This is a genomic window from Achromobacter sp. 1011791174 (assembly GCF_059760925.1).
The window spans coordinates 38,350-62,759 of sequence record NZ_JCBANH010000001.1 but is presented as its reverse complement, the minus strand read 5'-3'; the positions used below and the strand labels follow the sequence as shown (position 1 = coordinate 62,759).

General features: G+C 67.7%; 19 protein-coding genes. 5 read left to right on the top strand and 14 right to left on the bottom strand.

What is annotated here, in order from left to right; all coding sequences use genetic code 11:
* The first annotated feature begins 122 nt into the window (after positions 1–122).
* Positions 123–1,448 (top strand): purine-cytosine permease family protein, encoded by a 1,326-nt coding sequence (locus AC6LJ5_RS00280; RefSeq protein WP_103271778.1) that lies wholly within the window; start codon positions 123–125, stop codon positions 1,446–1,448.
* 45 nt (positions 1,449–1,493) lie between these two features.
* Here AC6LJ5_RS00280 and AC6LJ5_RS00275 read toward each other — a convergent pair whose 3' ends face one another.
* The 11 genes from AC6LJ5_RS00275 to AC6LJ5_RS00225 form a co-directional block, all read right to left on the bottom strand.
* Positions 1,494–2,447: an AraC-like ligand-binding domain-containing protein gene (locus AC6LJ5_RS00275; protein WP_498139547.1), complete on the bottom strand. Its 954-nt coding sequence runs from the start codon at positions 2,445–2,447 to the stop codon at positions 1,494–1,496.
* 39 nt (positions 2,448–2,486) lie between these two features.
* Positions 2,487–4,571, bottom strand: a complete 2,085-nt coding sequence (gene capA, locus AC6LJ5_RS00270; protein ID WP_498139546.1) for a caprolactamase subunit alpha — start codon at positions 4,569–4,571, stop codon at positions 2,487–2,489.
* Between the two features lie 10 nt (positions 4,572–4,581).
* Positions 4,582–6,348 carry a caprolactamase subunit beta gene (capB, locus tag AC6LJ5_RS00265; protein ID WP_498139545.1) on the bottom strand — a complete coding sequence of 589 codons (1,767 nt, stop codon included), beginning with the start codon at positions 6,346–6,348 and terminating at the stop codon, positions 4,582–4,584.
* 367 nt (positions 6,349–6,715) lie between these two features.
* Positions 6,716–8,119: an amino acid permease gene (locus tag AC6LJ5_RS00260; RefSeq protein ID WP_392411130.1), complete on the bottom strand. Its 1,404-nt coding sequence runs from the start codon at positions 8,117–8,119 to the stop codon at positions 6,716–6,718.
* A 69-nt stretch (positions 8,120–8,188) separates the two neighbouring features.
* A complete protein-coding gene (locus AC6LJ5_RS00255) occupies positions 8,189–9,331 on the bottom strand; it encodes an aminotransferase class V-fold PLP-dependent enzyme (RefSeq protein ID WP_498139544.1) in 1,143 nt (380 codons plus the stop codon).
* A gap of 34 nt (positions 9,332–9,365) precedes the next feature.
* Positions 9,366–10,445 carry a porin gene (locus tag AC6LJ5_RS00250; RefSeq protein ID WP_498139543.1) on the bottom strand — a complete coding sequence of 360 codons (1,080 nt, stop codon included), beginning with the start codon at positions 10,443–10,445 and terminating at the stop codon, positions 9,366–9,368.
* A gap of 93 nt (positions 10,446–10,538) precedes the next feature.
* Positions 10,539–11,699, bottom strand: a complete 1,161-nt coding sequence (locus AC6LJ5_RS00245) for a pyridoxal phosphate-dependent aminotransferase (RefSeq protein ID WP_158658311.1) — start codon at positions 11,697–11,699, stop codon at positions 10,539–10,541.
* 140 nt (positions 11,700–11,839) lie between these two features.
* Positions 11,840–12,610 carry a cyclase family protein gene (locus AC6LJ5_RS00240; protein WP_392411134.1) on the bottom strand — a complete coding sequence of 257 codons (771 nt, stop codon included), beginning with the start codon at positions 12,608–12,610 and terminating at the stop codon, positions 11,840–11,842.
* Between the two features lie 10 nt (positions 12,611–12,620).
* Positions 12,621–14,048, bottom strand: a complete 1,428-nt coding sequence (locus AC6LJ5_RS00235; RefSeq protein WP_498139542.1) for an FAD-binding oxidoreductase — start codon at positions 14,046–14,048, stop codon at positions 12,621–12,623.
* 27 nt (positions 14,049–14,075) lie between these two features.
* Complete coding sequence (locus tag AC6LJ5_RS00230) at positions 14,076–15,380, bottom strand: MFS transporter (protein WP_498139541.1); 1,305 nt, start codon at positions 15,378–15,380, stop codon at positions 14,076–14,078.
* 57 nt (positions 15,381–15,437) lie between these two features.
* On the bottom strand, positions 15,438–16,178 hold the full coding sequence (locus AC6LJ5_RS00225; RefSeq protein ID WP_498139540.1) for an HpcH/HpaI aldolase family protein: 741 nt from the start codon (positions 16,176–16,178) through the stop codon (positions 15,438–15,440).
* Positions 16,179–16,503: 325 nt separating this feature from the next.
* Between AC6LJ5_RS00225 and AC6LJ5_RS00220 the strand changes: the two genes are divergently transcribed.
* Genes AC6LJ5_RS00220 through AC6LJ5_RS00205 form a run of 4 tightly spaced genes read left to right on the top strand, consistent with a single transcriptional unit; the run spans position 16,504 to position 19,640 of the window.
* The gene (locus AC6LJ5_RS00220) at positions 16,504–17,208 is read left to right on the top strand and encodes an EthD domain-containing protein (protein ID WP_498139539.1); all 705 of its coding nucleotides are present in this window, start codon (positions 16,504–16,506) and stop codon (positions 17,206–17,208) included.
* A complete protein-coding gene (locus AC6LJ5_RS00215; RefSeq protein ID WP_498139538.1) occupies positions 17,205–18,350 on the top strand; it encodes an LLM class flavin-dependent oxidoreductase in 1,146 nt (381 codons plus the stop codon). The genes AC6LJ5_RS00220 and AC6LJ5_RS00215 overlap by 4 nt, the downstream gene beginning before the upstream one ends.
* Positions 18,351–18,358: 8 nt before the next feature.
* Entirely contained in the window at positions 18,359–18,898 is a 540-nt protein-coding gene (locus AC6LJ5_RS00210; protein ID WP_103271791.1) for a flavin reductase family protein, read from the top strand.
* A gap of 49 nt (positions 18,899–18,947) precedes the next feature.
* Positions 18,948–19,640 carry a GntR family transcriptional regulator gene (locus AC6LJ5_RS00205; RefSeq protein ID WP_158658313.1) on the top strand — a complete coding sequence of 231 codons (693 nt, stop codon included), beginning with the start codon at positions 18,948–18,950 and terminating at the stop codon, positions 19,638–19,640.
* A gap of 268 nt (positions 19,641–19,908) precedes the next feature.
* Here the strand turns inward: AC6LJ5_RS00205 and AC6LJ5_RS00200 are convergent, their stop codons facing one another.
* The 3 genes from AC6LJ5_RS00200 to mnmE all read right to left on the bottom strand — a co-directional run bounded on the left by AC6LJ5_RS00200 (position 19,909) and on the right by mnmE (position 24,318).
* Positions 19,909–21,045: an FAD-dependent oxidoreductase gene (locus AC6LJ5_RS00200; RefSeq protein ID WP_498139537.1), complete on the bottom strand. Its 1,137-nt coding sequence runs from the start codon at positions 21,043–21,045 to the stop codon at positions 19,909–19,911.
* Positions 21,046–21,214: 169 nt separating this feature from the next.
* Positions 21,215–22,891 carry an RNA-binding domain-containing protein gene (locus tag AC6LJ5_RS00195; RefSeq protein ID WP_498139536.1) on the bottom strand — a complete coding sequence of 559 codons (1,677 nt, stop codon included), beginning with the start codon at positions 22,889–22,891 and terminating at the stop codon, positions 21,215–21,217.
* Between the two features lie 74 nt (positions 22,892–22,965).
* Positions 22,966–24,318, bottom strand: a complete 1,353-nt coding sequence (gene mnmE / locus AC6LJ5_RS00190; RefSeq protein ID WP_498139535.1) for a tRNA uridine-5-carboxymethylaminomethyl(34) synthesis GTPase MnmE — start codon at positions 24,316–24,318, stop codon at positions 22,966–22,968.
* Positions 24,319–24,410: the final 92 nt, after the last annotated feature.

Below are 24,410 nucleotides of genomic sequence, written 5' to 3'. Positions count from 1 at the left end.
GCAGCACGGGTTGCGCGCGTCGGCGCGTCCGTTGCAGTTGAACCGCAGCAAAGCACGCCGCAAGGCACGCAGCATCCGTCGCTTCATTCATCGCAGCACTGATTCCCGCCGGGAGATCGATCATGGCCAACCTGGTCCGCAACAAACCGTCCGACGAGACGGACAATTCCCTGCATGCCGTCGCCGATGCCGACCGCATGCCGCGCTACTCGCTCACCATGGCATGGTGGGCCGTGTGCAGCGCGATGTTCTATATCGTCGTGGGGGCGACGCTGGCGCTGAAGTACGGCGCGCGCAACGCCATCATCGGCATGGCGCTGTCGGTGGTCTGCTATGGCATCGTCAACGGCATCATCAGCCGCTACGCGATCCGCACCGGCCTGTCGGTGGCGCTGTTCTCGCGCAAGCTGTTCGGAACGTCCGGCGCGGCGCTGGCCACGCTGATCTTCTTCGCCACCGCCATCTACTACGCGGTGTTCGAAGGCGCCGTCATCGCCGTGGCGGCGCACCACCTTTATCCCGCCGTGCCGTACTGGCTGGTGGCGCTGGCGGTGGTGATCTACAGCGTGCTGCTGATCTTCGGCAGCGTGCAGCGTTGGCTAGACAAGTTCAACGGCGTGCTGCTGCCCTTCTATCTGCTGGGCCTGCTGCTGGCCGTGGTAATGGCCACGCGCGAATACGGCTACAGCGACGCCTGGCTGTCCTTCGGACCTGCTGGCGGCCCGGTGGAGGGCGGCTGGTGGGATGCGTTCGTGTACTACATGGGCGTGTGGATCCTGATGATGTTCACTTTCGACTATGCGCGTTTCGGCAAGCGCGAGGATCAGGCGTATCACAGCCGTTTCAATTTCGGCATGCCGTTCTACCTGGTGACCTTCCTGCTCAACGGCGTGGCCGGCATCTACCTGGTCAGCACGATTCCCAGCGATGCGGCGTTGTCGGAAGTGTCGGTGGTGCTGGCCCTGCTCAAGCTCATGGGATTGGGCGGCCTGCTGTTCGTCTGGATCACGCAGACCCGCATCAATACCGCCAACTACTACCTGGCCACCATCAACATGCAGGCCTTCTTCGCGCGCTTTTCCGGCATGCGCTGGCCCAAGGCCGCCTGGGCCGTGGCGGTGGGCGCGGTGACCTACGCGCTGATGCTGCTGGACGTGTTCTCGTATCTGCTGCAGGCGCTGGCCTACCAGGGCATCTTCGTCGTGTCCTGGGTCGCGGTGGCGCTGGTGCACATCCTGTCGGGCGATGACGGGACCGTGTCGTCCGGCGGCGCGGCGTTCAATCGGGCGGGCCTGACGGGCTGGTTCGCTGGCGCGATCTGCGGACTGGCCCTGATGCACACGGCGGGCTTCGCGGCCACGCTGGCCGCGCCGGCCAGCTTCGTGGTGTCGGCGCTGGTGTACCGGTTGTGCGCCGGCGCGGCGGGCCGGGTGGCTGCGGCCGGCTAGATCAGGGCGACGATGCGTGGTCGGTCACACCGGCCGCGCTTCGTATCAATCCATGCGGCGGCGCGCTTGCCCCGGCGTGTGTCCATAGCGGCGCTTGAACAGCCGCGAGAAATGCGACTGGTCGGCAAAGCCCCATTGATGCGCGACGCTGGCCACGGATACGGGCGCGCCGCGCAGCGCCTGCTCGGCGCGGTCCAGGCGCTGCTCGTGCAGCCACTGGACGAAGGTCTGGCCCGCGTCGCGGTACAGCGCGTGCAGGTAGCGCGTGGAGATGCCGCAGGCCTGCGCGGTGCGTTCCGGCGTCAGGTCGCGGTCGCCCAGGTGGCGGCGCGCGTAGTCCTCGATGCGGCACAGGTGCGCGGCGCGCACCGCCGAATCGCTGGAGGACAGCACGCGCGCATCGGCCTGCACCGAACAGACCAGCAGGTCCACCAGCTGCTGCGCGGCGAGTTCGCGCGCCGGGCCGTCGCCGCCATCCAGCTGCTGCCCGAGCTGCTGGCCGACCAGATCCACATAGGACGCGAACAGCCAGCCCGCGCCGCTGCTGGCGTCGAACGACAGCGCGCAATAGCGGTCGGGCGTGCGCAGCCGGCCGCGCAGCAGGGCGCCGGGCACCTTCAGCACCCACAACGCGTTGTCCTGCGCATAAGAGAATTCATAGGGGCTGTGGCCGTGTTCCAGCAGGAACGCGCCGGGCCGGCACAGCGTTTCGCGGCCGGCCTGGGCGAAGCGTATGCCGCTTTGGCGCGGCACCGTCACCAGATATTGCTCGTCGTTGCAGTCGCGCAGATGCGTCTTCAGCCGCCGGTAGCACAGCGGCGACGAGGCCAGCCGCGACAGCGACAGCGCGCCCAGCCGCCAGGAGCGCAGCGAGCCCTCGAAGCGCGCGGCGTCCTGGAATTGCAGTTGCAGGCTGAAGTAGGTGTTTCCGACCGCCGCCTCCCAGTGGCGGGAGCGGTCGGGAGCGGCCAGGCCGGCGGTGTCGTAGCGGGTGTCCACGGGACTGCCCTCCGCGTGCATAACAGACGCCAATCTGGATCAGCGAGCCGCGCGGGTCAATAAGTACGTACCCGAGCCGTGCAGCAGGGCTTGCCAGCCTGGCCGCACCACGATGGTGGTGGTGGGCTCCTCGATCACCGCTGGGCCGGCGATCGCGTCGCCGGCCAGCAGCTTGCCGCCGTCATACACCGGGGTGGCGGTCCAGGGGCCGTCGCCCTCGAACAGCATGTCGCGCATGTCCGTCAGCGCTCTCGCCGTATCGCCGTCGCCGCTTGGCAGCTCGGGCAAGGCGGGCTTGTCCACCGCGCCGGCCGCCATCACTTCCAGGTTCACCAGTTCGACCACGTTGTGCGGTTCGGCATAGGTGTAGAGCTGTTCGTGGCGCGCATGAAAAGCGCGCAGCAGCGCGTCCAGCGTGTCGGCGGTGACGGGGCCGGGCGGAACGTCCACCTGGCATTCGTGAATCTGGCCCTGATAGCGCATCTCGACCTTGCGGTCCAGGCTGATGCGTTCCGGCGCGAAACCGTCGGCCGCCAGCAACTCGCGGCCGCGCGCTTCCATGTCGCTGAACAGCTGGTCCAGCCGCGCCAGATCGGCGTGCTCGTCCAGGCGCATGACGGCGCTGGCCAGGAAGTGGTATTTGACGTCGGAGATCACCTGGCCAAAGGCGCACAGGCAGGAGGCGATCTTGGGCACCAGTACGTTGCGGCTGCCGATTTCCTCGGCCAGCGCGGTGATGTGCATGCCCGCCGCGCCCCCGGCGCAGACCAGCGCGAAGTCGCGCGGATCGTAGCCGTTCTCGATGGAGATGCGACGGATGCCGTTGGCCATGTTCAGGTTCACCAGCGTGCCGATGCCGTGCGCCGCGCGTTCCAGGCTCAGGCCCAGCGGCTCGGCCACGCCGCGTCGGATGGCGGCGACGGCGCGCTCGCGGTCCAGGCGGATGGCGCCGCCCAGCACCGCGTCCGGGCGCAGGTAGCCCAGCGCCATGTTGGCGTCGGTGACGGTCGGTTCCTCGCCGCCCTGGCCGTAGCAGGCCGGCCCGGGCATGGCGCCGGCGCTGCGCGGTCCCACTTCCAGCATGCCGAAGGCGTTCAGGTGGGCGATCGAGCCGCCGCCCGCGCCCAGCGTCTCGACGTGGATCATCGGCACGCCGATGCGGTGGCGCAGGAAATCGATGTTGCGGTTCAGGTTGGTCTGGCCGCCGCGCGCCAGGGTGATGTCGAACGAGGTGCCGCCCATGTCGACGGTGATGATGTTGTCGATGCCGAAGGGCGCGGCCACGTACAGGCCCGCCTGCGGCGCCGAGGCCGGGCCGGAGTTGATGGCGTTGACCGCGCGGCGGCGCATGATCTCGCCCACCGCCAGCCCGCCGTTGGACTGGAAGTAGCGCACCGCGCCGCGCGCGCCCAGGCCGCGGAAATAGTCGTCGATGCGCGCCACGTAGCGCGCCATCACCGGACTCAGGTAGGCGTTGACGATGGTGGTGGACGTGCGCGTGTATTCGCGCACCTGTGGATAAACCTCATGGCCGGCGCAGACGAACACATCGGGCATGGCCTCGGCCACCATCCGCAGCGCGCGCTGTTCATGCGCGGGATTGGCTGGCGCCCAGACGAAGGACACCGCCACCGCCTGCACGCCCTCGCGCTTGAAGACCTCGATGGCGGCGCGCACGTCGTCCTCGTTCAGCGGCTGGCGCACCGAGCCGTCGGCCAGCACGCGCTCGCGCACCGGCAGGCGCAGCCGGCGCGGCACCAGCTGCGGCGCCGGCGGGTAGTCGGCGTCGTAGCGGTAGCCCTCTTCCTTGTGGCCCAGGCGGATCTCGATGCTGTCCTCGTGGCCAGCGGTGCACAAGAGACCGACCTTGACGCCCTTCAACTCGATCAGCGCGTTCAGCGCCACGGTGGTGCCATTGATGCACAGATCGCAGTCGCGCACGATGTCCTCGACCGGGCGGCCCAGTTCTTCGGCCATCTGCGCCAGGCCGGCGGCGATGGCGCGGGTGCCGTCCTGCGGCGTGGATGCGCTCTTGAACAGGCGGATCTTGCCGTCGCGGCCCGCCAGCACGAAATCGGTGAAGGTGCCACCGGCGTCCACGCCGAGGCGATATTGTCCTTGCATGGTGGGCTCCTTAACGGGGATCGCGGGTGCGCAGGGCATGGGTGGAGGTCAGGTCGGGCTGGCCGTCGGCGCCGATGGCGACGCCGTACTCGGCCTGCGCGGCCTCGCGCGAGACCAGGCCGTTGCCGACGTCGCGCGCCACGTCCAGCGGCGCGCGGCTATAGGGATCGCCGTAGCCGCCCCCTCCCGGATTGACGTTGCGCGCGCGTTCGCCCGGCGTCACTTTCAGGATGGTGTTCTTGCGATGCGTGGTGACCTGGCCGTCGGCGTGACGGTGCTCCAGCCGGCCCAGCTTGCGCTCGGGCAGCGAGTTGTAGGCGCCGGCCGCGCCCCCGGTTGGAATCTGCCGGCCCTCGCCGAAAGCCACCACGGTCATCTCGTGGCCGATCGGCTCCACTTCCCACACGGTGCCGCTGCCGCCGCGATGCTGCCCGGCGCCGCCGCTGTCCTGCTGCAGGCCATAGCGATGGATGATGATGGGATAGGCGTATTCCAGCAGCTCGATGTCGCCCGAACTCAGGGCGCCGAAACAGCACAGCGGGCCGCAGGCGTGCCAGCCGTCCATCTGGCGCGTGGCGCCGGCGCCCGAGATGATCGAGGCCAGCACCATGGTCACGTACTGCTCGCCGGTCTTGGGATCCACGCCGGCGATATTGACGCCGCTGGCATGGCCCCAGGACGCCGTCACGCGCTCCGGCGCGGCGGCCTCGAAGGCCTGGCGCACCGCGTCGGTCAGCGTCTCCATCGGCGTGGTGGTGCAGTTCACGTGCGGCGCCGGCTCGCGCGCGTTGCACAGCGTGCCCGACTCGCCCAGGTCCACCGTCACGCAGCGGTACAGCCCGGCGTTGTAGGGCGGCGGCACTTGGGCGAACATCATCAGCCCCAGGTAGATGCCCGACAGCGAATTGCCCGCGTAGGAATTGATGAAGTACGGCACCTGCGGCGGGCTGTCGATGCGGATGTGCACGCTGTCGCCGTTGACCGTCACCGCCGCCGAGATGGTCATGTCGCCATGGCCGTGGCCGGCGTCCTCCAGCCGCGCGCGGCCGTGGTACGTGCCGTCCGGGATCGACGCGATCAGCGAGCGCATGTGCCGGTCGGCCATGTCCTTCAGCTCGGCGATGGCGGCCTGCACGGTGGCCAGCCCGTACTTGGCCAGCAGCGCGCGCAGGTGGCGTTCGCCGACGCGGCAGGCGCCGTATTGCGCGTTCAGGTCCCCTTCCTGGTCGCGCCGCGCCCGCATATTGCACAGCAGCAGGTTGATCACGTCGTCGCGCCGCACGCCGCGGTCCCAGAGCTTGACCGGCGGGATCCGCAGCCCTTCGGCGTACAGGTCGCGCGCATCCGGGTTGTACCCGGCCGGCACCGGGCCGCCGATATCGGTCAGGTGGCCCTTGCAGACCGCCCAGAACACCAGCTCGCCCTCGTGGAACACCGGCTTGTACATGCAGCAATCCAGGATGTGGCTGCCCTGGTAGACCGGGTCGTTGTGATAAATGATGTCGCCTTCGTGCAGGTCGTCGCCAAAGAAATCGGCGACCGCCTTCATGGCCGGGATCAGCGAACCCAGGTGAATCGGGATGTCCTGGCCCTGCAGGATCATTTCCGGGTGATGGTCGAACAGCGCGTTGCTGTAGTCGTGCGCCAGGTTGAAGACGCTGGAGCGGCCGGTCTTCTCCAGCGTCAGCGTCATTTCGCGTTGCGCCGTCTCCAGCGCGCCGCGCACCACGGCCAGCGTGATCGGGTCCACCGGCGCGCCGGCGGTTTGCTTGCTCATCATGTTCCCCTTGATCGAGCGCCGTCTTCGAGGACGGCCATGGGGCTACGTTAATGAGCGGGGGGCGGCGCTGGCTTGTACCGGAGCGCAGGAAAAATAGGCTGTGGAGGAACGGGGACGGATCGATCCGGAACCCGGCGGCGGCAGGGAAATCGGGCGGGATGCCTGTGGATAAGCCTGTTGGCTAGTCTGTGATCAAGCTGTTGGCAGGGTGTGGGCAGGGTGTGGATAGTGTGTGGGCAAGTGGCGGTTTTTCCCTATGGAACGCGACGGCAAGCCTGCTTTTTCCACCCTATTGGCAGACCAGCACTGCGCGGATCGAGGCCCGGGGGCGACGGATTCGCCGCCTCCCGGGGAGCGTCACGCCCTACCCTCGCGCCACCGCCGGCGCGCCGGCCGGTCCCTGCCGCCTGCGCCAGAACACATACGCCAGCGATACGCCGATCAGCCATGGCACGCCGATGATCCACGAGATGTTCCAGAACTCGGTGTCCAGCCCCATCGTGACCAGGATCCCGACCAGCAGCGCGATGCCGGTGATCTGGGCGATCGGGAACAGCGGCATGCGCACCGGCAGCGCGGCGCCGCGCCAGGCGCGACGGAAGCGCAGGTGCGTGACCAGGATCATGATCCAGACGAAGATGCCGCCGAACAGCGCCACGCCGAACAGGTAGTTGTAGGCATGCGGGCTGAAGAAGGACACGCTGGTGGTGGCCAGCACGCCCGCGCCGGAGATCAGCGTGGCGCGCAGCGGTGTGCCGTTGGCGGTGAGCTTGCCGACGAAGCCCGGCGCATAGCCGCCGCGCGACAGCGAGAACAGCATGCGCGAGGACAGGTAGATGTTGGTGTTCATGCTGGACAGCGCGGCGGTGATCACCACGAAGTTCATGATGCCCGCCGCCTGCGCGATGCCGGCGTGCGCGAACAGCTTCACGAAGGGGCTTTGCTGCACCACCTTCGCGCCGGCCTCGGTCCAGGGCAGGTAGGCCACCATGATGCCCAGCGCCAGCACATAGAACAGCGTCAGCCGCAGCACCATGGATTTGAGCGCGTGCGGGATGGCCTGCTTGGGGTTCTCCGCCTCGCCCGAGGTCACGGCCACGATCTCCACGCCGTAGAACGAGAAGATCGCCATCAGCACGCCCATCCATACGCCGCTGAAGCCGTGAGGCATGAAGCCGCCCTCCAGCCCGGTCAGGTTGTGCATGCCGACCGGCGGCCGGCCAGTGCCGATGCCGAACACGTGCGCCAGCCCGATGACGATGAAGGCCATGATGGCGGCCACCTTGATCAGCGCGAACCAGTATTCGAACGAGCCGAAGTTCGCCACCGACTTGCAGTTCACGTAGATCAGGATCAGCCCGAACGCCGCCGACCACATCCATACCGGCGTGCCGGGGAACCAGTAGGTCATGTACAGCCCCACCGCCACCGCCTCGCCGCCCACGGCCACGACCTGGATGATCCAGTAGGTGTAGCGCACCACGAAGCCGGCCCAGCGGTTCAGGTACATCTCGGCGTAGGTGCCGAACGAGCCGGCCGACGGATGCGCCACCGCCATCTCGGCCAGGCTGAACACCATGATGACCGCGATCAGCGCGGCGATGGCGTAGCTGATCAATACCGCCGGCCCTGCGTAGCCGATGGCGATGCCGCTGCCCATGAAGAGCCCGGTGCCGATGGCCCCGCCGATGGCGATCATGGTGATCTGGCGCTTGGTCAGCGCCTTGTGCAGGCCGGCCTCGCGCGTGGTGATGTTGGATGATTCCATGCCGCGTTCCCCTAGTTTGTGAATATGCGGTGTGCGATGGATGCGATGGGTGCTTTCAGGCCACGGCAATCAGGCCGCGGGCAGCAGGCGGTCCAGTTCGTCGATCACGGCGGCCTGCGTCAGCACGCCCGGCGACAGGCGCAGCACCTGGCCGCGCGTGTCGGCCAGCACGCCCTCGGTTGCGAGGCGCGCTTCCAGCGCCTGCGCGTCGATAGGCGCGGGCAGCTCGACCATGACGCTTCCGCCGCGTTCGCTGGCATCGCGCGGCGAGCGCAGCCGGTAGCCCTTGGCATCGGCCAGCGCGATCAGCTTGCGCGATAGCGCCTGGTTGTGCGCGCGCATGCCCTGCGCGGCCGGCGACAGCAGCCAAGACAATCCCGGCGCCGAGGCCACGTAGGGCAGAAAGGACGGCGTGCCGTTGTCGAAGCGGCGCGCCTGCGTGGCCAGCGAGTATTTGTCCAGGTCCCAGTTGAAGGGATCGGGCTGGCTGAACCAGCCCTGCACCAGCGGCTGCAGGCGCTCGTCCAGCAGCGCCGGGTTGATGTAGGCCAGGCCCGCGCCGGGCGCGCCGCAGAGCCACTTGAGCGTGGTGGTGGCGGCGAAGTCGATGGCGGGGGCGCTGACGTCCACGTCGACGATGCCGGCGGCCTGGGTGATGTCCACCGCGATCAGGCTGCCCTGCGCGCGGCCATGGGCGGCCAGCCTTTGCAGGCCGGCGCGCTTGGACGCGGTCGAGGTGACCAGGGTGATGATGGCCAGCGCCACGTCGTCCTGCCAGCGCGCGATATAGCCGTCGTCGGTGACGTAGCCGGCGGCCGCGTCCACCGGCACCGTGTCCAGCGTGTAGCCCAGCAGCGGCGCCAGGCCGGTCAGCATGTAGTGCAGGCTGGGGAAGCAGTCTGCGGCGATCAGCACGCGCTTGCCGGTCAGCCGTGCGCGACCCAGTGCGCCGACGAACTGCGCGAAGGCCTGGGTCACGTTCTCGGCCGCGTAGACCGCGTCGGCCGGCGCGCGCAGCAGGCGCGCATACAGGTCCAGCACCTGGCGGCGCGCCGCCAGGTGCTCGTCCCAGCGTTGCAGGCCGGGCCTGCACCAGCTGGTCGTGAAGCCTTCCAGCGCCGCGCGCATGGCGGCCTGCTGGCCGGGGAACATGCCGACCGAGTGGTACAGCAGCCAGCCGGCCTTGTCGTGTTCCTGGGGTGTGGTGCTCATGGGGATCCTTGGATGTCGCGGGCGCGGCGCGCCGTCAGAAAATGTGGCGCAGGCCGACGCCCAGGCCGGTCTGGTTGTTCTTGCCCGGCATCTCGGCGTTGGCGCCGCCGCTGGTCCGGTTGAAGTCCACCGTGCCGTACACCTGGGTGCGCTTGGACAGGCTGTACTCGGCCAGCAGCACGGCGGCGTGGCGCTTGCCGCGGTTGCCTTCGAAGCCGTTGATGTTCTTGGCGTCGCTGTAGTAGTAGGCGCCGGTCAGCGCCAGGCGCGGCGTGGCCTGGTAGGTCAGGCCGGTGTACAGCGTCATGTCCTTGCGCGGGTTGGCGCCGGGCGAGCCCTGCGCGACGGTGCGCGTCGGCGCGTTCAGCAGGCTGTCGACGAAGCCGCTGGCGTCGCGTCCGCCCATGTAGCCTACGAAGAGCTTGGCCGCGTCCAGCGCGTAGCGCGCGCCCAGGCCCCACATGCGCTGGGCGCGGTCGTCGGGGTCGCGCATTTCCTGGTAGGTGCCGCCAAAGCTCAGCGGGCCGGCGTCGTAGGATGCGCGCGCGCCCCAATAGCTGCCGCGCCGCATGCTGCCGAACTGGTTGCCGAAGCCGTAGGTCAGGCCCAGGTTCAGGCCGCCGAACTTGCCGGCGTAGGTCAGCAGGTTGTCCAGGCGTCCGACCGTGATCAGGAAGGGCCAGGAATTGCCCATGTAGTTGCCCACGGTCAGCGGGTCGAACTCGCCGAAGAAGTTGAAGGACTCGGCGCCCTGGCGGCCCGCCGTCAGCGTGCCCCAGCGGTCGTTGGACAGGCCCACGTAGGCGTAGCGTCCGAACAGCCGGCCGTTCTGGTTGGCCATGCCGGTCTGCGGATCGAAGCCGTTCTCCAGGCGGAACACGGCGCGGCTGCCGTCGCCCAGGTCTTCATCGCCCTTCAGGCCGAAGCGGCTGTTGGTGATGGCGCCGTTGGCGAGCTGCAGCTTGGAGCCGCCGCCGTCATCGACGTGATTGGTGTAGCGGATGCTCTGGTCGATGATCCCGTACAGCGTCACGTTGCTGGCGCTCTGGGCCTGCGCACAGGCGCACAAAGCCAAGCCCGCGGCCGTCGCGGCCGCGCGGAGATTGCGTTGCATGGTCTACCTTCCCCTGATTGTCGGTATGTGGAACAGCGAAGACGGCGCAATGCGCCGGCCGCGGCATGAGGCGGCCGGCCGGTCCGCGGCGGTTCAGCGCGCGCGGCGGATGAAAGCGGAGAGGCGGTCCATGGCCTCGGTGAGCTGGGCGTCGCTGCGCGCGTAGCACAGGCGGATCTGGCGCGCGGATGCCGCGCCGAAGGCGATGCCGGGTGCCAGGCCGACGCCGGCCTCGTGCACGGCGCGCTTGCAGAACGCCAGCGAGTCGTCGATGCCGTCCACGTCGAACATCACGTAGAAGGACGCCTTGTTGGGCACGATGCGCACGCGATCCAGCGCCGCCAGCCGGTCCAGCACGATGGCGCGGCCGCCGCGGCAGCGCTCGACGAAGGAACGCACGAAGGCTTCGCCCTCGTTTAGCGCGACCACGCCGCCGGCCTGCAGGAAGGCCTGGCCGCCGCTGGTGTTGAACTGGATCAGTTTCTCGAAGGTGTCGACCATGCCGCGCGGATAGATCAGCCAGCCCATGCGCCAGCCCGTCATGGCCCAGGACTTGGAGAAGCTGTTGACCACGAATACGGGGTCGTCCGGCGCGGCGATTTCCAGGATGGACGGCGCGTGGGGGCGGTCGTAGACGATGCGCTGGTAGACCTCGTCGGCGATGATGGCGATGCCGCGCCCGCGCGCCCAGGCCAGCAGCTCGCGCTGCTGCGCGTCTTCGAGCATCCAGCCGGTGGGGTTGCCGGGCGAGGCGTAGTAGATGGCGCGGGTGCGGCCGTCGCAGGCGTCGAACAGGCGCTGCAGGTCCAGATGCCAGCCGCTGTCGTCATGGTCCAGCGCCACTTCGCGCGCCTCGCCGCCGGTGATGGTGATGGCGCGCAGGATATTGGGCCAGGACGGCGTGACGCAGACCACGTTGTCGCCCGGCTCGACGATGGCCTGCGCCACCAGCATCACGGCGTTCATGCCGGCGCAGGTGGCGGCGATGCGTTCATCATCGAGCCGCACGCCGCAGAGGCGTTCGTAGTAGCCGGCGATGGCCGCGCGCAGCGCGGGAATGCCGCGGTTCTGCGAGTAGAAGGTATGGCCCGCGGCCAGCGCCTGCGCCGCCGCGTCGCTATAGGCCTTGGGCGTGGGCAGGTCGCTCTCGCCGGCCCACAGGCCGATGACGTCGTCGCGGCCCTGGCCCAGGCGCCAGACATCGATGATGGGCGAATCGGGCATCGTCAGGATCGATGCTCTGGTGGGGTTCATGGCCTTGTCTCCCATGATTATGAATTCTGGATTCAGTTTTTATTTTGTGCGTGAAGATTAGGTCTGGCCCGGGCAAAAGTCAAACCTCGCAAGCGTGTTTTCGGACGCGCGGGAGCCTGGGAAAAACCCGAATCAGCGCGCTACGCCTCGACCAGCGCCAGCACCCGGCATGGGCTGCCCGAACCGCGCCGGATCTTCAAGGGGGGCGTGATCAGGATCGCGCCCGTGGGCGGCAGCTGGTCCAGGTTCACCAGGCTGGCCAGCCCGTAGCGGTTGTTGCCGTGCATCACCGAGTGGCAGGGAAAGGGCTGCGTGAAGGCATGGGCCTGGCCGGCGTCGGTGCCCACGCCTTCGGTGCCCCAGCCCACCACGTCGCGCTCGCGCGCCAGGAAGGCCGGCAGATCGGGATGGCCGCCCGGCGTGTGTGCGCCGTCGTCGCGCAGGTTGAGAAAGGCGGCGGGATCGTCGCGCTGCGACCAGTCCGTGCGCATCAGCACCCAGCTGCCCGGCGCGATGCGGCCGTGCTCGGCTTCCCATTGCTCGACGCGCTCGATGGTGAGCAGGTAGTCAGGGTTGTCGCGCGCCTCGGCCGACACGTCGATGACGCAGGCCGGCGCCACCAGCTTCTGCACGTCTATCGTTTCGGTAGTGTTGTTCGGGTAGTCCTTGCCGGTGATCCAGTGGATCGGCGCGTCGAAGTGCGTGCCCGTGTGTTCGCCGCAGGAGATGTTGTTCCAGTACCAGGCCGGCCCGCGCTCGTCGAAGTTCGAGATCTCGTCCAGGCGGAACGGCGCGCTCTGTCCGTATTGCGGCGGCAGCGGGATGATGGGCGTGCGCGCGTGCAGCGTCTGGCTCAGGTCCACCACGCGCACGGAACCGCTTTGCAGGGCTTGCGCCAGGGTCTTCAGCATGTCGATGCTCCTAGTGTTGGGCGAGCGGCGGCGTCGCGGGCAGCAGCTTGCCGGGGTTGAGGATGCCGCGAGGATCCAGCGCGGCCTTGATGGCCCGCATGGCGGCCAACTCGGCCGGGCTGCGGGTATGGCCGAGGACGTCGCGCTTCTTGGCGCCGATGCCGTGTTCGGCCGACACTGAGCCGCGATGCTCGCGCACGATGCCGTAGACCATGGCCTCGACGGCATCGGCCAGCGCGGCCTGGCCGATGCCCTGTTCGTCTGGCACCTGCACGATCAGGTGCAGGTTGCCGTCGCCCAGGTGGCCGTAGGCCAGCACTGTGCTGGCGGGCCAGGCCTGGCGCAGCGCCGCGTCGCAGCGCTGCGCGGCGAGGCCGATGTCGGCGATCGCGAAGCTGACGTCGAACGCGACCAGGTCCGGCAGCAGCATCCGGAATTCGGCGGTGGCGTCGCGCACGCGCCAGAATGCCGTCGCGTCGGACGTGGACTGCGCGATGGCGGCGTTCTCAATTACGCCGGCGTCCAGCATGGCGCCCATGAACTGCTCGAATGCGGCCTGGTGGCCGTCGCTATCGGCGCCTTCGGATTCCAGCAGCACATAGAACGCGTGCCGGCTGGACAGCGGCGCGCGCAGCGCCGGCACCTGCGCCAGCATGTAGTCCAGGTAGCTCGGCCACATCACTTCGAAGGCCGAGACGCCGGCGGGCAGCCGGCGCTGCGCCTCGGCCAGCAGCCGGGTCACGGCGTCGTAGCCGGACAGGCCGCAATATGCAGTCGCCACCGCCTGCGGCCTGGGCCGCAGGCGCAGCACCGCGCGCGTGATGACGCCCAGCGTGCCTTCGCTGCCGATCATAAGGTGGCGAAGGTCGTAGCCGGTGTTGTCCTTCACCATCTTGCGCGTGCCATCCAGCACGCTGCCGTCGGCCAGCACCGCTTCCAACCCCAATACCTGGTCGCGCGCCATGCCATAGCGGATCACGCGGTTGCCGCCGGCGTTGGTCGCGAGATTGCCGCCCAGCGTGCAACTGCCGCGCGCGCCCAGGTCCAGCGGAAACAGCAGGCCCGCACGCGCCGCCGCCTGCTGCACGGTTTCCAGCGGCGCGCCGGCCTGCACCGTCATGGTGGCCGACAGCGGGTCGATTTCCTCGATGGCGTCCATGCGCGCCAGGCTCAGCGCGATGTCGCCGGCCGTGGTGCAGGCGCCGCCCGCAAGGCCCGTCAACCCGCCCTGCGTCACTACGGGCTGGCCGTGTCTGTTGCAGATGGCCAGCGCGGCCGATACCTGCGGGGTATCGCGCGGCCGCAGCAGCGCCAGCGGCGCCTGCGCCGGCAGGCCGCTCCAGTCGGCATGGCGGTGTTGCTGGATCTGCGCGCGCGGCAGGACGGCATCGCCGCCGAGCACGCGGCGCAGTTCGGACAGGATATCGAGGGCGGGCATGCGGCGTCTCCTGGCGGTGCGTGATATTCAGCGTCGGGGGGCGGGCCGTTCGCTCAGGCAGGCGAGCAGCGCGACGGCCAGCAGCGAGGCGGCGGCGAACATGTACATGGCTACGTCCAGGCGCGACGTCAGCGTCTTGATCCAGCCGACGATGTAGGGCGACACCAGTCCGGGCGCGTTGCCGACGGACGTGATGACCGCGATGACGACCGCGGCGGAAGCGCCCTGGTAGGCGGCGGTGGGCAGGTTCCAGAACACGGGCAGCGAGGCCATCAGTCCGAACATCGCGATGCTCAGCACGGCCATCGACGCGCTCACGCTGTCGGCCACCCAGGGGCTGGCAGCCCAGCCCGCCGCCGCGGCCACGGACAGCGCCATTAGCACCGGCCGCGTGTTCTGGCGGCGGTCGACATAGGCGCCGACGCCCCACATCGCGACAATGGCCACGCCCCAGGGAATGGCCGAGATCAGGCCGATGGACAGCGGATCCGCGACGCCGGAGGACTTGATGATGGTGGGCAGCCAGAACACGAAGCCGAAGAAGGACATGCCGTAGCAGGCATAGATGCCCGACAGGATCCAGAGGCGCGCGCCGCGTAGTGCCTGGCGCACCGGCGTGTCGTCGACCCCTTCGCGTTCTGCCTGCAGCAGCGCGTTCAACCTGCCGGCTTCTTGCGGCGTCAGCCAGCGGGCCCGTTCCGGCGAGACCGGCAGACAGTACAGCGTGGCCAGGCCCAGCAGCACCGAGGGCACGCCTTCGATCAGGAACAGCCATTGCCAGCCGGCATAGCCGCCCAGTTCGTGGAAATGATGCAGCACCGCGCCGGAAACCGGCCCGACCACGACGCCGGCGACCGCGATGGCGGTCATGAACGCCGCCGTCATCCTGCCGCGGTGCTCGCGCGTGAACCAGCCAGTGAGGTAGAAGATGACGCCGGGAAAGAACCCCGCCTCGGCCATGCCCAGCAGGAAGCGCATGATGTAGAACTGCATTGGCGTTTGCACGAACATCATGCCCGCCGACACCAATCCCCAGGACACCATGATGCGCGCCAGCCAGCGGTGCGCGCCGTAGCGCCGCAGCAGCATGTTGCTGGGCACTTCGAACAGCACGTAGCCGATGAAGAACACGCCCGCGCCCAGGCCGTAGACGGCTTCCGAGAAGCCCAGGTCGTCCAGCATGTCGAGCTTGGCGAAGGCGATGTTCATGCGGTCCACCTGCGCGAACAGGTAGCACACGAACAGGAAGGGCATCAGGCGCCAGGCCGCCTTGCGGAACAGCTTGCGGTCGGCGTCGGGCGTATCGGCTGCATCGGAAAGGCTGTTGCGCATGGTCGTCTCGCTGACGGGAGTGGGACGTCTGGAATTGGCGGCGCGGCCGGGGATGCGCTAGGCGGGCGCCGCGGCCGCCAGGGCCGACTGCAGGCCCTGCTTGAGCAAGTCGATGTCGCTGGCCGCCACCGCCATCCGGTAGCCCTGGCCGTGAGCCTGGCGCGCCGCCTCGGCGCTGCCGGTGTAGATGCCGCAAGGCAGGCCGTGCGCGCGGGCGGCGGCCAAGACCTGCGCGCAATCGTGCCCGATCACGTCGGGATCGGAGGAGCCGCGCGACAGGGACAGATCGCCAGTGCCGATGAACAGATAGTCGATCCCGGGCAGCGCCGCGATGGCCTGCGCGTTTTCCACGCCGGCCACGGTCTCGATCATCAGGCCGACCGAGACCTGCGTGTCGGCTTCCAGCATGGCGGCGACGCCGCCCAGCAGCGGCCGTACGCCGCCGGCCGAGCGGCTGCCGCGCGGCGGGTAGCGGCTGGCGTCCAGCGCGCGCCGCGCGTCGTCGACGGTTTCGATCAGCGGCACCAGCACCGAGGCCGCGCCGGCGTCCAGCGCTTGCGCGATGGCGGCGTGGGTGTTGTCGGCGCAGCGGGCGATGACGGGTACGCGCTGGCCGGTCGAGGCGATGGCGGCCTCGACCGTGCCGCGCTCCCACAGGCCGTGCTGCAGGTCCAGCACGATGGCGGCCGGGCGCGCATGCGCGGCGAACTCCGCCATGGGCGCGCTGCCCAGGGCCAGCCAGACCAGGTCGATGGCGGTGTTGCCCGCCAGGATCGGCTTGAGGGAAGGAAACAGCATGGAAGGCGCTCCTGTTCCGCGCGGCTCGAAGCGAGTTGTGGCGCAGTTTATTTGTTTTGAATTCAGGATTCAGAATGTTTTTTCAGAATAGGAATGGCTGGCGCAAAAGTCAAACCTGTCCTGGCCCATTTGCTTAATAGCTCGGGTAAACGAGCATTTCGCCGCGTATTCGGGGTCAGGATCTCAGGGATAGCGAGCATGGTGTGCGCCGATACGCTGATCGACAATCCGGCATCAGCTCTATAAATTGAATTCAGAATTCTTTTATTTGGCATGTCGTCGCGCAAAGCGATGAACGGCGCGCCAGGCGGAGAAAGGAGCGGGCATGGACGTCGTGATGTTCCTCACATGCAGGGCCGGCCGGCTGGCCGGTGATGCGTTGGTGCGCCGGCTGGCCGCGAGCGCTTCGGCCATTCCGGGATTGCGCGAGGCGCTGTTGCACGAGCCGGCCAGCGCGTCCGATCCCTGCCTGGAAACGGAAGCGCCGCCCACGCTGGTGGCGGAACTGCATTTCGACAATCTGTTGGCGCTGGAAGCGGCGGCGACGGCCCGGGGCGCGCTGGCGCGCTGGCTGGACCCGCGTGTCGACCCCTGGCTCGGGCAGGCGGACATCAGCCACCAGGCCATGATGTCGCGCCGCTATGCCGCGGCGCCGGGCGGCTGCACCTATCTGGTCGCCTATCACGGGCATGCCCAGGATCACGATGCCTGGCTGGGTCATTACCTGGATCGGCACGTGCCGCTGATGTTGCGCCTGCCGGGACTGCGCGCACTGGAGGTCTGCACGCGGCTGGACTGGCGCGGCGGGCTGCGGTGGCCGCGCGAGGATGCAGTCCAGCGCAACAAGGTCGTGTTCGACGATGCGTTCGCGCTGGACGCGGCCCTGCGCTCTGACGTGCGCATGGAGATGCGCCGCGATTTCGAAGCCTCGCCCATTTTCCACGGCGGCAACGTCCACTACCCGATGACAACGCGCAGCGCGCCGATGCATGCTTCCTCCGCCTCTCTTTCCGCTACGGAGCGTCCATGATCCAGACCCAGACCCCAGACCCGGCCGCGCGCGCGCATGCGAGCCCTGCCCTGCTGCCCAACCCCATGCGCGGCCCGAATCCATTCAAGCTGGGCGTGTTCTCGGCCAACGCTGATGGCGGCCTGAGCTTCACCACCGTGCCGGAACGCTGGGCCGCGCGCTGGGACGAGGTGCAGCAGGCCGCCGTCATCGCCGATCGCGGCGGCATGGACTTCTTCCTGCCCATCGCGCGTTGGAAGGGCTTCGGCGGCACGACACAGGCGCGCGAATGGTCGTTCGAGACCTTCACCTTCGCCGCCGCGTTGGCCGCCGTCACGCAGCGCATCGCACTATTCATGACCGTGCATGTGCCGCTGGTGCATCCGCTGTACGCGGCCAAGGCGCTGGCCACGGTCGATCACATCAGCCACGGGCGCGCCGGCCTGAACATCGTCTGCGGCTGGAACCCCGACGAGTTCGCGATGTTCGGCCAGACGCTTACCGACACGCCTTACGTGCAGGCCGGCGAGTGGGCCGAGATCCTAGAGCGCCTCTACAGCGCGACGGGACCGCTGGATTTCGACGGCCGCTACTACCAGCTCAAGCAGGCGGTCTCCAAGCCCGCCGCGTTGCAATCGCCGCGCCCGGTCACCATGAACGCCGCCTTCGGCGGACCCGGCCGCGACTTCGCCGCGCAGCATTGCGACTATCTCTTCACCACCTTCACCGACATCGAAGGCGGCCGCCAGCACATCGCCGATGTGCGCGCCCGCGCGCTCAAGACCGGGCGCGACGTCGGCGTGTACACGGTCGCGCACGTGGTCTGCCGCGAGACCGAGCAGGAAGCGCGCGACTACTACGAGCATTACTCGCGCGTGCACGAGGACACGGCGGCGGTGGACTATCACATGAAGCAGAAGCAGGGGTTTTCCAACAGCCACGACGCGCAGGCCTACCAGCAGTACCGGCAGCGCTTCGCCGCCGGCACCGGCAGTTATCCGCTGGTCGGCACGCCCGAGCAGATCGCGGCCGAGCTGGCGCGCATGCACGAAGCGGGCTTCGGCGGCGCGGCGCTCACCTTCGTCAACTACGTGCAGGAGCTGCCCTACTTCTGCGAACGGGTTCTGCCCCTGCTGCGCGACGCCGGCCTGCGCGTCGAGTGAGGTTCGTCATGAGCGCTCCCGCCCTGCCCCGCGCGCCGGCCGCCGGCATTTCCTCCGAGGCGTTCCGTGCCGGCATGCGCCACCTGGCCGGCGCCGTCACCGTGCTGGCCGCCAGCGGCGCCGATGGCGCGCCCATCGGCCTGGCGGCGACTGCCGTCTGCTCGCTCAGCGCCGAGCCGGCCGCGCTGCTGGCCTGCGTCAACCGCGATACTTCGCTGGGCCGCGTCATCGCGCCCGGCATGGCCTTTTCCGTCAACGTGCTGGGCGCCGGCCATGAGCGGCTGGCGCGCGCCTTCGGCGGCATGCTGGGCCTGGACCAGGAGGCGCGCTTCGCGCTGGGCGCATGGTCGCGGCCCGATGGCCAGACGCCCGTGCTCAATGACGCGCTGGTCTCGTTCTCGTGTCGCGTGTTCCAGCTGATCGAACATGCCAGCCACCTGATCGTGATCGGCGCGGTCGAGCGCGTCACGCCCGCCGAAGGCGCGGCGCTGCAACCCAGCCTGGTCTATCACCATGGCAATTTCGGCAGCCTGCACGCCACCGTATAATTCCCCGGCTCGTTTGAATTCTGAATTCATGTTCCACCGGGAGTTCACGATGGCCCAAGACAGTGCCAAGCTTGTCAAATTGCCTCGCCGCACCGCGCTAAAGCAGACCACGCTGAGCGAATCGGTGTACGCGGAAATCCGTTCGCGCCTGCAGCGCGGCGAGATCGGCCCGAACGACCGCGTGCTGGACTACGAAGTGGCCGAGGAGTTCGACTGTACCCGCATGCCCGTGCGCCAGGCCCTGCTGCGGCTGGTGAGCGAGGGCTACCTGATCGGCACCACGCGCGGCTTCGTCACGCCCACGCTGACCAACGACGACATCCACGAGATCTTCGAAGTGCGCCGCCTGCTCGAGCCCAGCGCGGCCGCGGGCGCCGTCGCCATCCTGGACGACCGCCAGGACGCCGCGCTCAAGCGCGCCTTCCAGAAGGCCGTCAAGGCCCACGACAAGCGCGACGCGGCCCTGATGATCGAGGCCAACATGGAGTTCCGCGACGTCTGGCTGGGCGCCGTGCAGAACGCGCGCCTGCAGGACACCATCCGCCGCTTCACCGACCACGCGCAGCAGGTGCGGCTGGGCACGCTGAGCGACCCGGGCACGCAGAAGATCGTGGTCGACGGCATGCGTGCGCTGCTCGAAGGTTTCCTGGAACGCGATCCGCGCAAGATCAAGACGGCCATGCTGGCGTTCATCGTCAACGCGGAGCAGCAGTATTTCGCGCTGCTGGGCGGACACGACTGAGCGGGTCCGTGGCGCGCCGGCCGGTCGGCGCATGAGGCCACCGCAAGCCGGCGGGCGATGAACGGGTCGTGAGCGCCGACCGTTCGCGTCGGCGGCGAGGACTATGCGCAAGCGCCTGTGGATAAGCGACGGGCTGTGGATAAGCGGCATCTGTGGATAAGCCGCAGGTCGCTTGAACACTCGCCGCTCAGCTGCGCGGCAGATCGAATTCAGGGAACCTGCTGACCATGCGCGTCACGCAACAGGAAACCGCTGCGAGCTGGAACCCTCAGCCGCCGACGCTGGCCCGCATCAAGCGCTTGAATCCCGGAATCCGCACGCTCAGCCCGAACGCCAGATCGCGCCACCATGCCGGCAGGTCCGCCTGGAAACAGGGCGTGAGCGCGCGCGACAGCAGCTGGAAGGCCTGCACCCGCCTGCGCCGTTCCCGCGCGTAAGCCAGGAACCCCGCTTCGATGTCACCCGTGCGGCGCAGCCCGCGCGCCAGGGCCAGCGCGTCGCCCATGGCCAGTGTCGATCCCAGGCCCAGCTGCGGGCTCATGGCGTGGGCGGCATCGCCCACCAGGCAGATGCGGCCCTGCGCCAGCCGCTTGGGCCAGGCGTGACGATAGGTGGCGAAGCTGAACTGCGAGTGATCGCGGATCTGGTCCACCACGGGACGGCTTTGCGGCCAAAAGCGGACCAGCTCGGCCTTCCACGCTTCCAGGTCCGATGCCTGCCATTGCGCATGGCGGGCGACGGGCAGGCTCCAGAACATCGCGATGTCCAGTTGCGCGCCGGTGTAGCTGCACGGCATCAGCCCGAACAGCTTGCGCGGACCGTGCATGCGCTGATGCAGGATGGTCGGCCATTGCCAGTCCGCCACGCTGATCATGCCGTTCAGGGCGCCCCAGGCATAGGGCGAGGTCGGCGCCGACAGGCCGCATTGCTGCGCCAGGTCGGAGCCCGAGCCGCTGGCGATCACCGCGCCTTCATAAACCTGCTCATGTTCGCCCCAGCGCAGCAGCACGCGATCGCGGGAGGGCTCCAGCGCGGCGATCGGCGCGTCCAGAAGCAGGCGCACGCCCAGCTCGCCCGCGCGCTGCTGCAACACCCGCGTCATCGCGGGCCGCGTCACGGCGCGCGCCGGCAGGTCTTGCGCATAGGGGATGTCGACCAGCAGCCAGGAACGGTGGCTGCGGCCCTCCAGGCGGTGGATGGGCACGCTGGCTTGGGCGAAGGCATCGAGGGCGCCCAGCTCGCGCAGGGCCAGCAATCCGCCCGGCTGGATCAGCATGCCGGCCCCCACGGGGGCCAGCGTGGGGTGGCGTTCGAAGACGTCGACCTCGGCGCCTTCGCGCGCCAGCGCGATGGCACAGGCCAGGCCGGCGGTGCCGGCGCCGATGATGGCGATGCGGGGGGTCATGCTTGTGAAAAGTCGGTGGACAACCAGCGTATCGGGGACAGCTTGAATCGGGTGCGGATTTTTCGTGTCCTTTTCTTGGCGCTCTCTGCAAAGACTTAGACTCTGGTGCTTTGCAGAGAGATAAGCTATTGATTTATATGGTATTGAGAGAACGTCTCTCTGCGGCTCTCTAATTTTTCTTTGCTCTTGTCTCTGTCAGTCGCCAGCACGGCGCCGTGTCCGATCCGGTGTTGACGATCACTCCATGGCGGCGCTGTCTGGTCAGCAGGTTACTGATCTTGTTGTACTTCTGCTTGTCGTCAAGAGCATCGCTTAACTTGTTCATCAGGAGTTTGTTGATCTCGGCACGGGTCGCCTGACCAAACTTCTCCAGATAATCGGTCAGCAGTTTGACGTAGAACTCGTCGTCTTGCGCCCGGGTGCGGATGTAATCGGCCTTGTTCGCCGTCGCCTCGGCTACGGAGGCTGATACGTGGAAGTTGGGTTTGCGCCCTTCGATCAGCTTGCTGCGCCGCAAGCGCGTGGCGGCTTCGTCAGGGATAGGCAACTTCTTCTGCACACGATCAAGTGCCAGCACATCCGCCAGCGGCAGATCGGTGTTCTGGATCAGCAATCGACTGTAAGCCGGGTCCACCACGCCGCCATAGATCGTCAGCCTGACTGCGCCGGGATCGCTCAGGTCGTAGTCTGGCAATGGAAAGTAGCGTCTTGCCTGCCCTGTATAGATGGAGTGGATGCCATAGCCCATGGTGTCGATCATGTTCAGCTCGACCATTGCCTGGGCCAACGCCGGATTACGGTATCGGCGTGGCGTCTTGTCACCCTGGATGTACTCGTCGGGTTGTCCTTCGAAGAAGTTGCCTTCATTCTCGAATACCAGTCTGTCCGGCAATTCCGTCACCACCACGCGACCATTGCGGGTGTAGTCCTGATGTGCAAGGCAGTTGTGCAGGGCCTCCAATACGATCTTCTGGTCGTACTTGGATACCTCGATAGGCAACAGTTCATCTTGGGGCAGCAGTCGAAGCTGGATGTTGCGAATGCGCTGGTAGAGTTGCGTCGTGCTCAACAAAAAAGGCGGCCCGAAGTGCTCATAGGCCCGTTCCTGGCCTTCCAGTTTCCAGGTCAGTTGTGCGGGGTAGGGAGACAGGCGGTAGGACGATTCAGCCTTGCCGAGCAACAGCAGTGCGGCACGAGTGATTTGGCCACTTTGCGTGACGCGCGCGCGATCAAGGAATGATGCCAGTGGCCAACTCGCCACCTCACCAGATTGGAAACGGTTGGCGTACTTCTGTGCGAAGGACTCCCGCGCTTTTCTTACCGCGGCCTCATCCAGATCATCCAGCGTGGCGCCAGGAACCACCTGCGCCGTCCAATCTTGAGCAAGTGTCTGGTGGCGAATATCATCCAGCTTGTCCAAGCCCAGTGACGTCAGGCTTTCGCCAGCGCGGGCATAGTAGTGGCCTTTCCAGGCAATCGGGATGCCCTGCGGCGCAGCAGGAATCTCGAACATCAGCACGCGGCCATCGCAGTGTTGCAGTTCATGGATTTCACGGAAGGTGATGCGAGGTTCTGCATTTTCCGCAATCTGCATCTTCAACGAGTGGAGGCGTTCGGGTTGCGGGCGATAGTCCGTGCCGACCACGCGACGGCTTTTGTTGTTCACACCGAACACCAGCCAGCCGCCATCGGTTCCGCGCAGGTTGGCTTCGTTTGCCAGCGCGGAGAAGTACTTGCCGATATCGTCGGTACTGTAGTCGCTACCTGCTTGCTTGAACTCCGCCACCTCGTTCTCCCAGGTGGCGATCAGGCTGTTCAGTTGCAGGCTCAAGTCTGGTTGGGTCATTGGTTTTCCTCTACCCGTCCCTATCACTTCGACCAAGCGCGTTCGACAGTGATCCGCCTGCTTCAGCAGCAGTTTCACTTCCCAATACAAAAACTGGAAAAAATCTCCCCCAGCAAATCATCGCTGGTGAACTTCCCCGTGATCCCCGACAAGCTGTCATGCGCCAGCCGCAGTTCCTCGGCGAACAGATCCAGTACCCGGTCATCCTGCTCCGCATGCTCCCCGGCCAGTTCCAAATGCTCGGCCGCCGCCTGCAACGCATGCAGATGCCGCTCGCGCGCTAGCCACGGCGACTCCGCGCCCGGATTCCACCCCGCGATCTTCAGCAGCTCCGCGCGCAGCGCGTCCAGCCCCAGTCCGCGCTTGGCCGAGATGCCCAGCTCGCCCGGCCCGGCGGAAAAAGCTGTGGATAACAGATCCACCTTGTTGAACACCTTCAGCATCGGCGTGCGCGGCGGCAGGCGGGCGGTGATCTGGGCGTCGAGTTCGTCGCCGGGCTGGGTGGCGTCCTGCAGGTGCAGGATGAGGTCGGCGCGTTCGATTTCCTGCCAGCTGCGGGCGATGCCGATGCTTTCCACCGTGTCCTCGGTTTCGCGCAGGCCGGCGGTGTCGACGATGTGCAGCGGCACGCCGTCGATATGGATTTCCTGCACCACCTTGTCGCGCGTGGTGCCGGCGATGGGCGTGACGATGGCGATGTCGTCGCCGGCCAGCGCGTTGAGCAGGCTGGACTTGCCGACGTTGGGCTGGCCGGCCAGCACCACGTGCAGGCCTTCGCGCAGGATCACGCCCTGGCGGGCCTGGGCGATCAGGCGGCCGAGGTCGGCGGCCAGCGCGTCCAACGTCGGGCGGGCCTGGTATTTTTCAAGGAAGTCGATTTCCTCTTCGGGGAAATCCAGCGTGGCCTCGACCAGCATGCGCAGGTGGATGATGCGGTCGGACAGGTCGTTGACGCGGGCCGAGAATTCGCCCGACAGCGAGGCCATGGCGCCGCGCGCGGCGGCCACCGAGGACGCGTCGATCAGGTCGGCCACGGCCTCGGCCTGGGCCAGGTCCATGCGGTCGTTGAGGAAGGCGCGGCGGGTGAACTCGCCGGGCTCGGCCAGGCGCAGGCCCTGGTCGCGGCCGGCGGCCAGGCAGCTGTCGAGCACGCGGCGCAGCACGGCGGGACCGCCGTGGCCCTGCAGCTCCAGCACGTCCTCGCCGGTATAGGAATGCGGGGCGCGGAAGTACAGCGCGATGCCTTCGTCGAGCAGCTCGCCGTCCATCGATTTGAACGGCAGGTAGTGCGCGTGGCGCGGCGTGAGGTCGCGCTGGAACAATTTGCGCACCAATCCGGACAGATCCGCACCGGAAACGCGCACGACGCCGATGCCACCCCTTCCTGGTGCGGTGGCGATGGCGGCGATGGGGGCGTGGACTGACATGGCGAAATCAATAGTGCGAGGCGATAACAATAAGGGAATATAACTGTTGCGCGAGCGCTTGGTTGCTGGTTAATGTGCCCGGCTAGAGGTTC

Bases quoted from the DNA above. Each gene is read 5' to 3' on its own strand.
- AC6LJ5_RS00215 (WP_498139538.1), top strand. From the start codon at position 17,205: ATGATCCAGACCCAGACCCCAGACCCGGCCGCGCGCGCGCATGCGAGC.
- AC6LJ5_RS00255 (WP_498139544.1), bottom strand. From the start codon at position 9,331: ATGAGCACCACACCCCAGGAACACGACAAGGCCGGCTGGCTGCTGTAC.
- AC6LJ5_RS00235 (WP_498139542.1), bottom strand. From the start codon at position 14,048: ATGCCCGCCCTCGATATCCTGTCCGAACTGCGCCGCGTGCTCGGCGGC.
- capA (WP_498139546.1), bottom strand. From the start codon at position 4,571: ATGCAAGGACAATATCGCCTCGGCGTGGACGCCGGTGGCACCTTCACC.
- AC6LJ5_RS00260 (WP_392411130.1), bottom strand. From the start codon at position 8,119: ATGGAATCATCCAACATCACCACGCGCGAGGCCGGCCTGCACAAGGCG.
- AC6LJ5_RS00250 (WP_498139543.1), bottom strand. From the start codon at position 10,445: ATGCAACGCAATCTCCGCGCGGCCGCGACGGCCGCGGGCTTGGCTTTG.
- mnmE (WP_498139535.1), bottom strand. From the start codon at position 24,318: ATGTCAGTCCACGCCCCCATCGCCGCCATCGCCACCGCACCAGGAAGG.
- AC6LJ5_RS00280 (WP_103271778.1), top strand. From the start codon at position 123: ATGGCCAACCTGGTCCGCAACAAACCGTCCGACGAGACGGACAATTCC.
- capB (WP_498139545.1), bottom strand. From the start codon at position 6,348: ATGAGCAAGCAAACCGCCGGCGCGCCGGTGGACCCGATCACGCTGGCC.
- AC6LJ5_RS00205 (WP_158658313.1), top strand. From the start codon at position 18,948: ATGGCCCAAGACAGTGCCAAGCTTGTCAAATTGCCTCGCCGCACCGCG.
- AC6LJ5_RS00210 (WP_103271791.1), top strand. From the start codon at position 18,359: ATGAGCGCTCCCGCCCTGCCCCGCGCGCCGGCCGCCGGCATTTCCTCC.
- AC6LJ5_RS00195 (WP_498139536.1), bottom strand. From the start codon at position 22,891: ATGACCCAACCAGACTTGAGCCTGCAACTGAACAGCCTGATCGCCACC.
- AC6LJ5_RS00200 (WP_498139537.1), bottom strand. From the start codon at position 21,045: ATGACCCCCCGCATCGCCATCATCGGCGCCGGCACCGCCGGCCTGGCC.
- AC6LJ5_RS00220 (WP_498139539.1), top strand. From the start codon at position 16,504: ATGGACGTCGTGATGTTCCTCACATGCAGGGCCGGCCGGCTGGCCGGT.
- AC6LJ5_RS00230 (WP_498139541.1), bottom strand. From the start codon at position 15,380: ATGCGCAACAGCCTTTCCGATGCAGCCGATACGCCCGACGCCGACCGC.
- AC6LJ5_RS00240 (WP_392411134.1), bottom strand. From the start codon at position 12,610: ATGCTGAAGACCCTGGCGCAAGCCCTGCAAAGCGGTTCCGTGCGCGTG.
- AC6LJ5_RS00225 (WP_498139540.1), bottom strand. From the start codon at position 16,178: ATGCTGTTTCCTTCCCTCAAGCCGATCCTGGCGGGCAACACCGCCATC.
- AC6LJ5_RS00245 (WP_158658311.1), bottom strand. From the start codon at position 11,699: ATGAACCCCACCAGAGCATCGATCCTGACGATGCCCGATTCGCCCATC.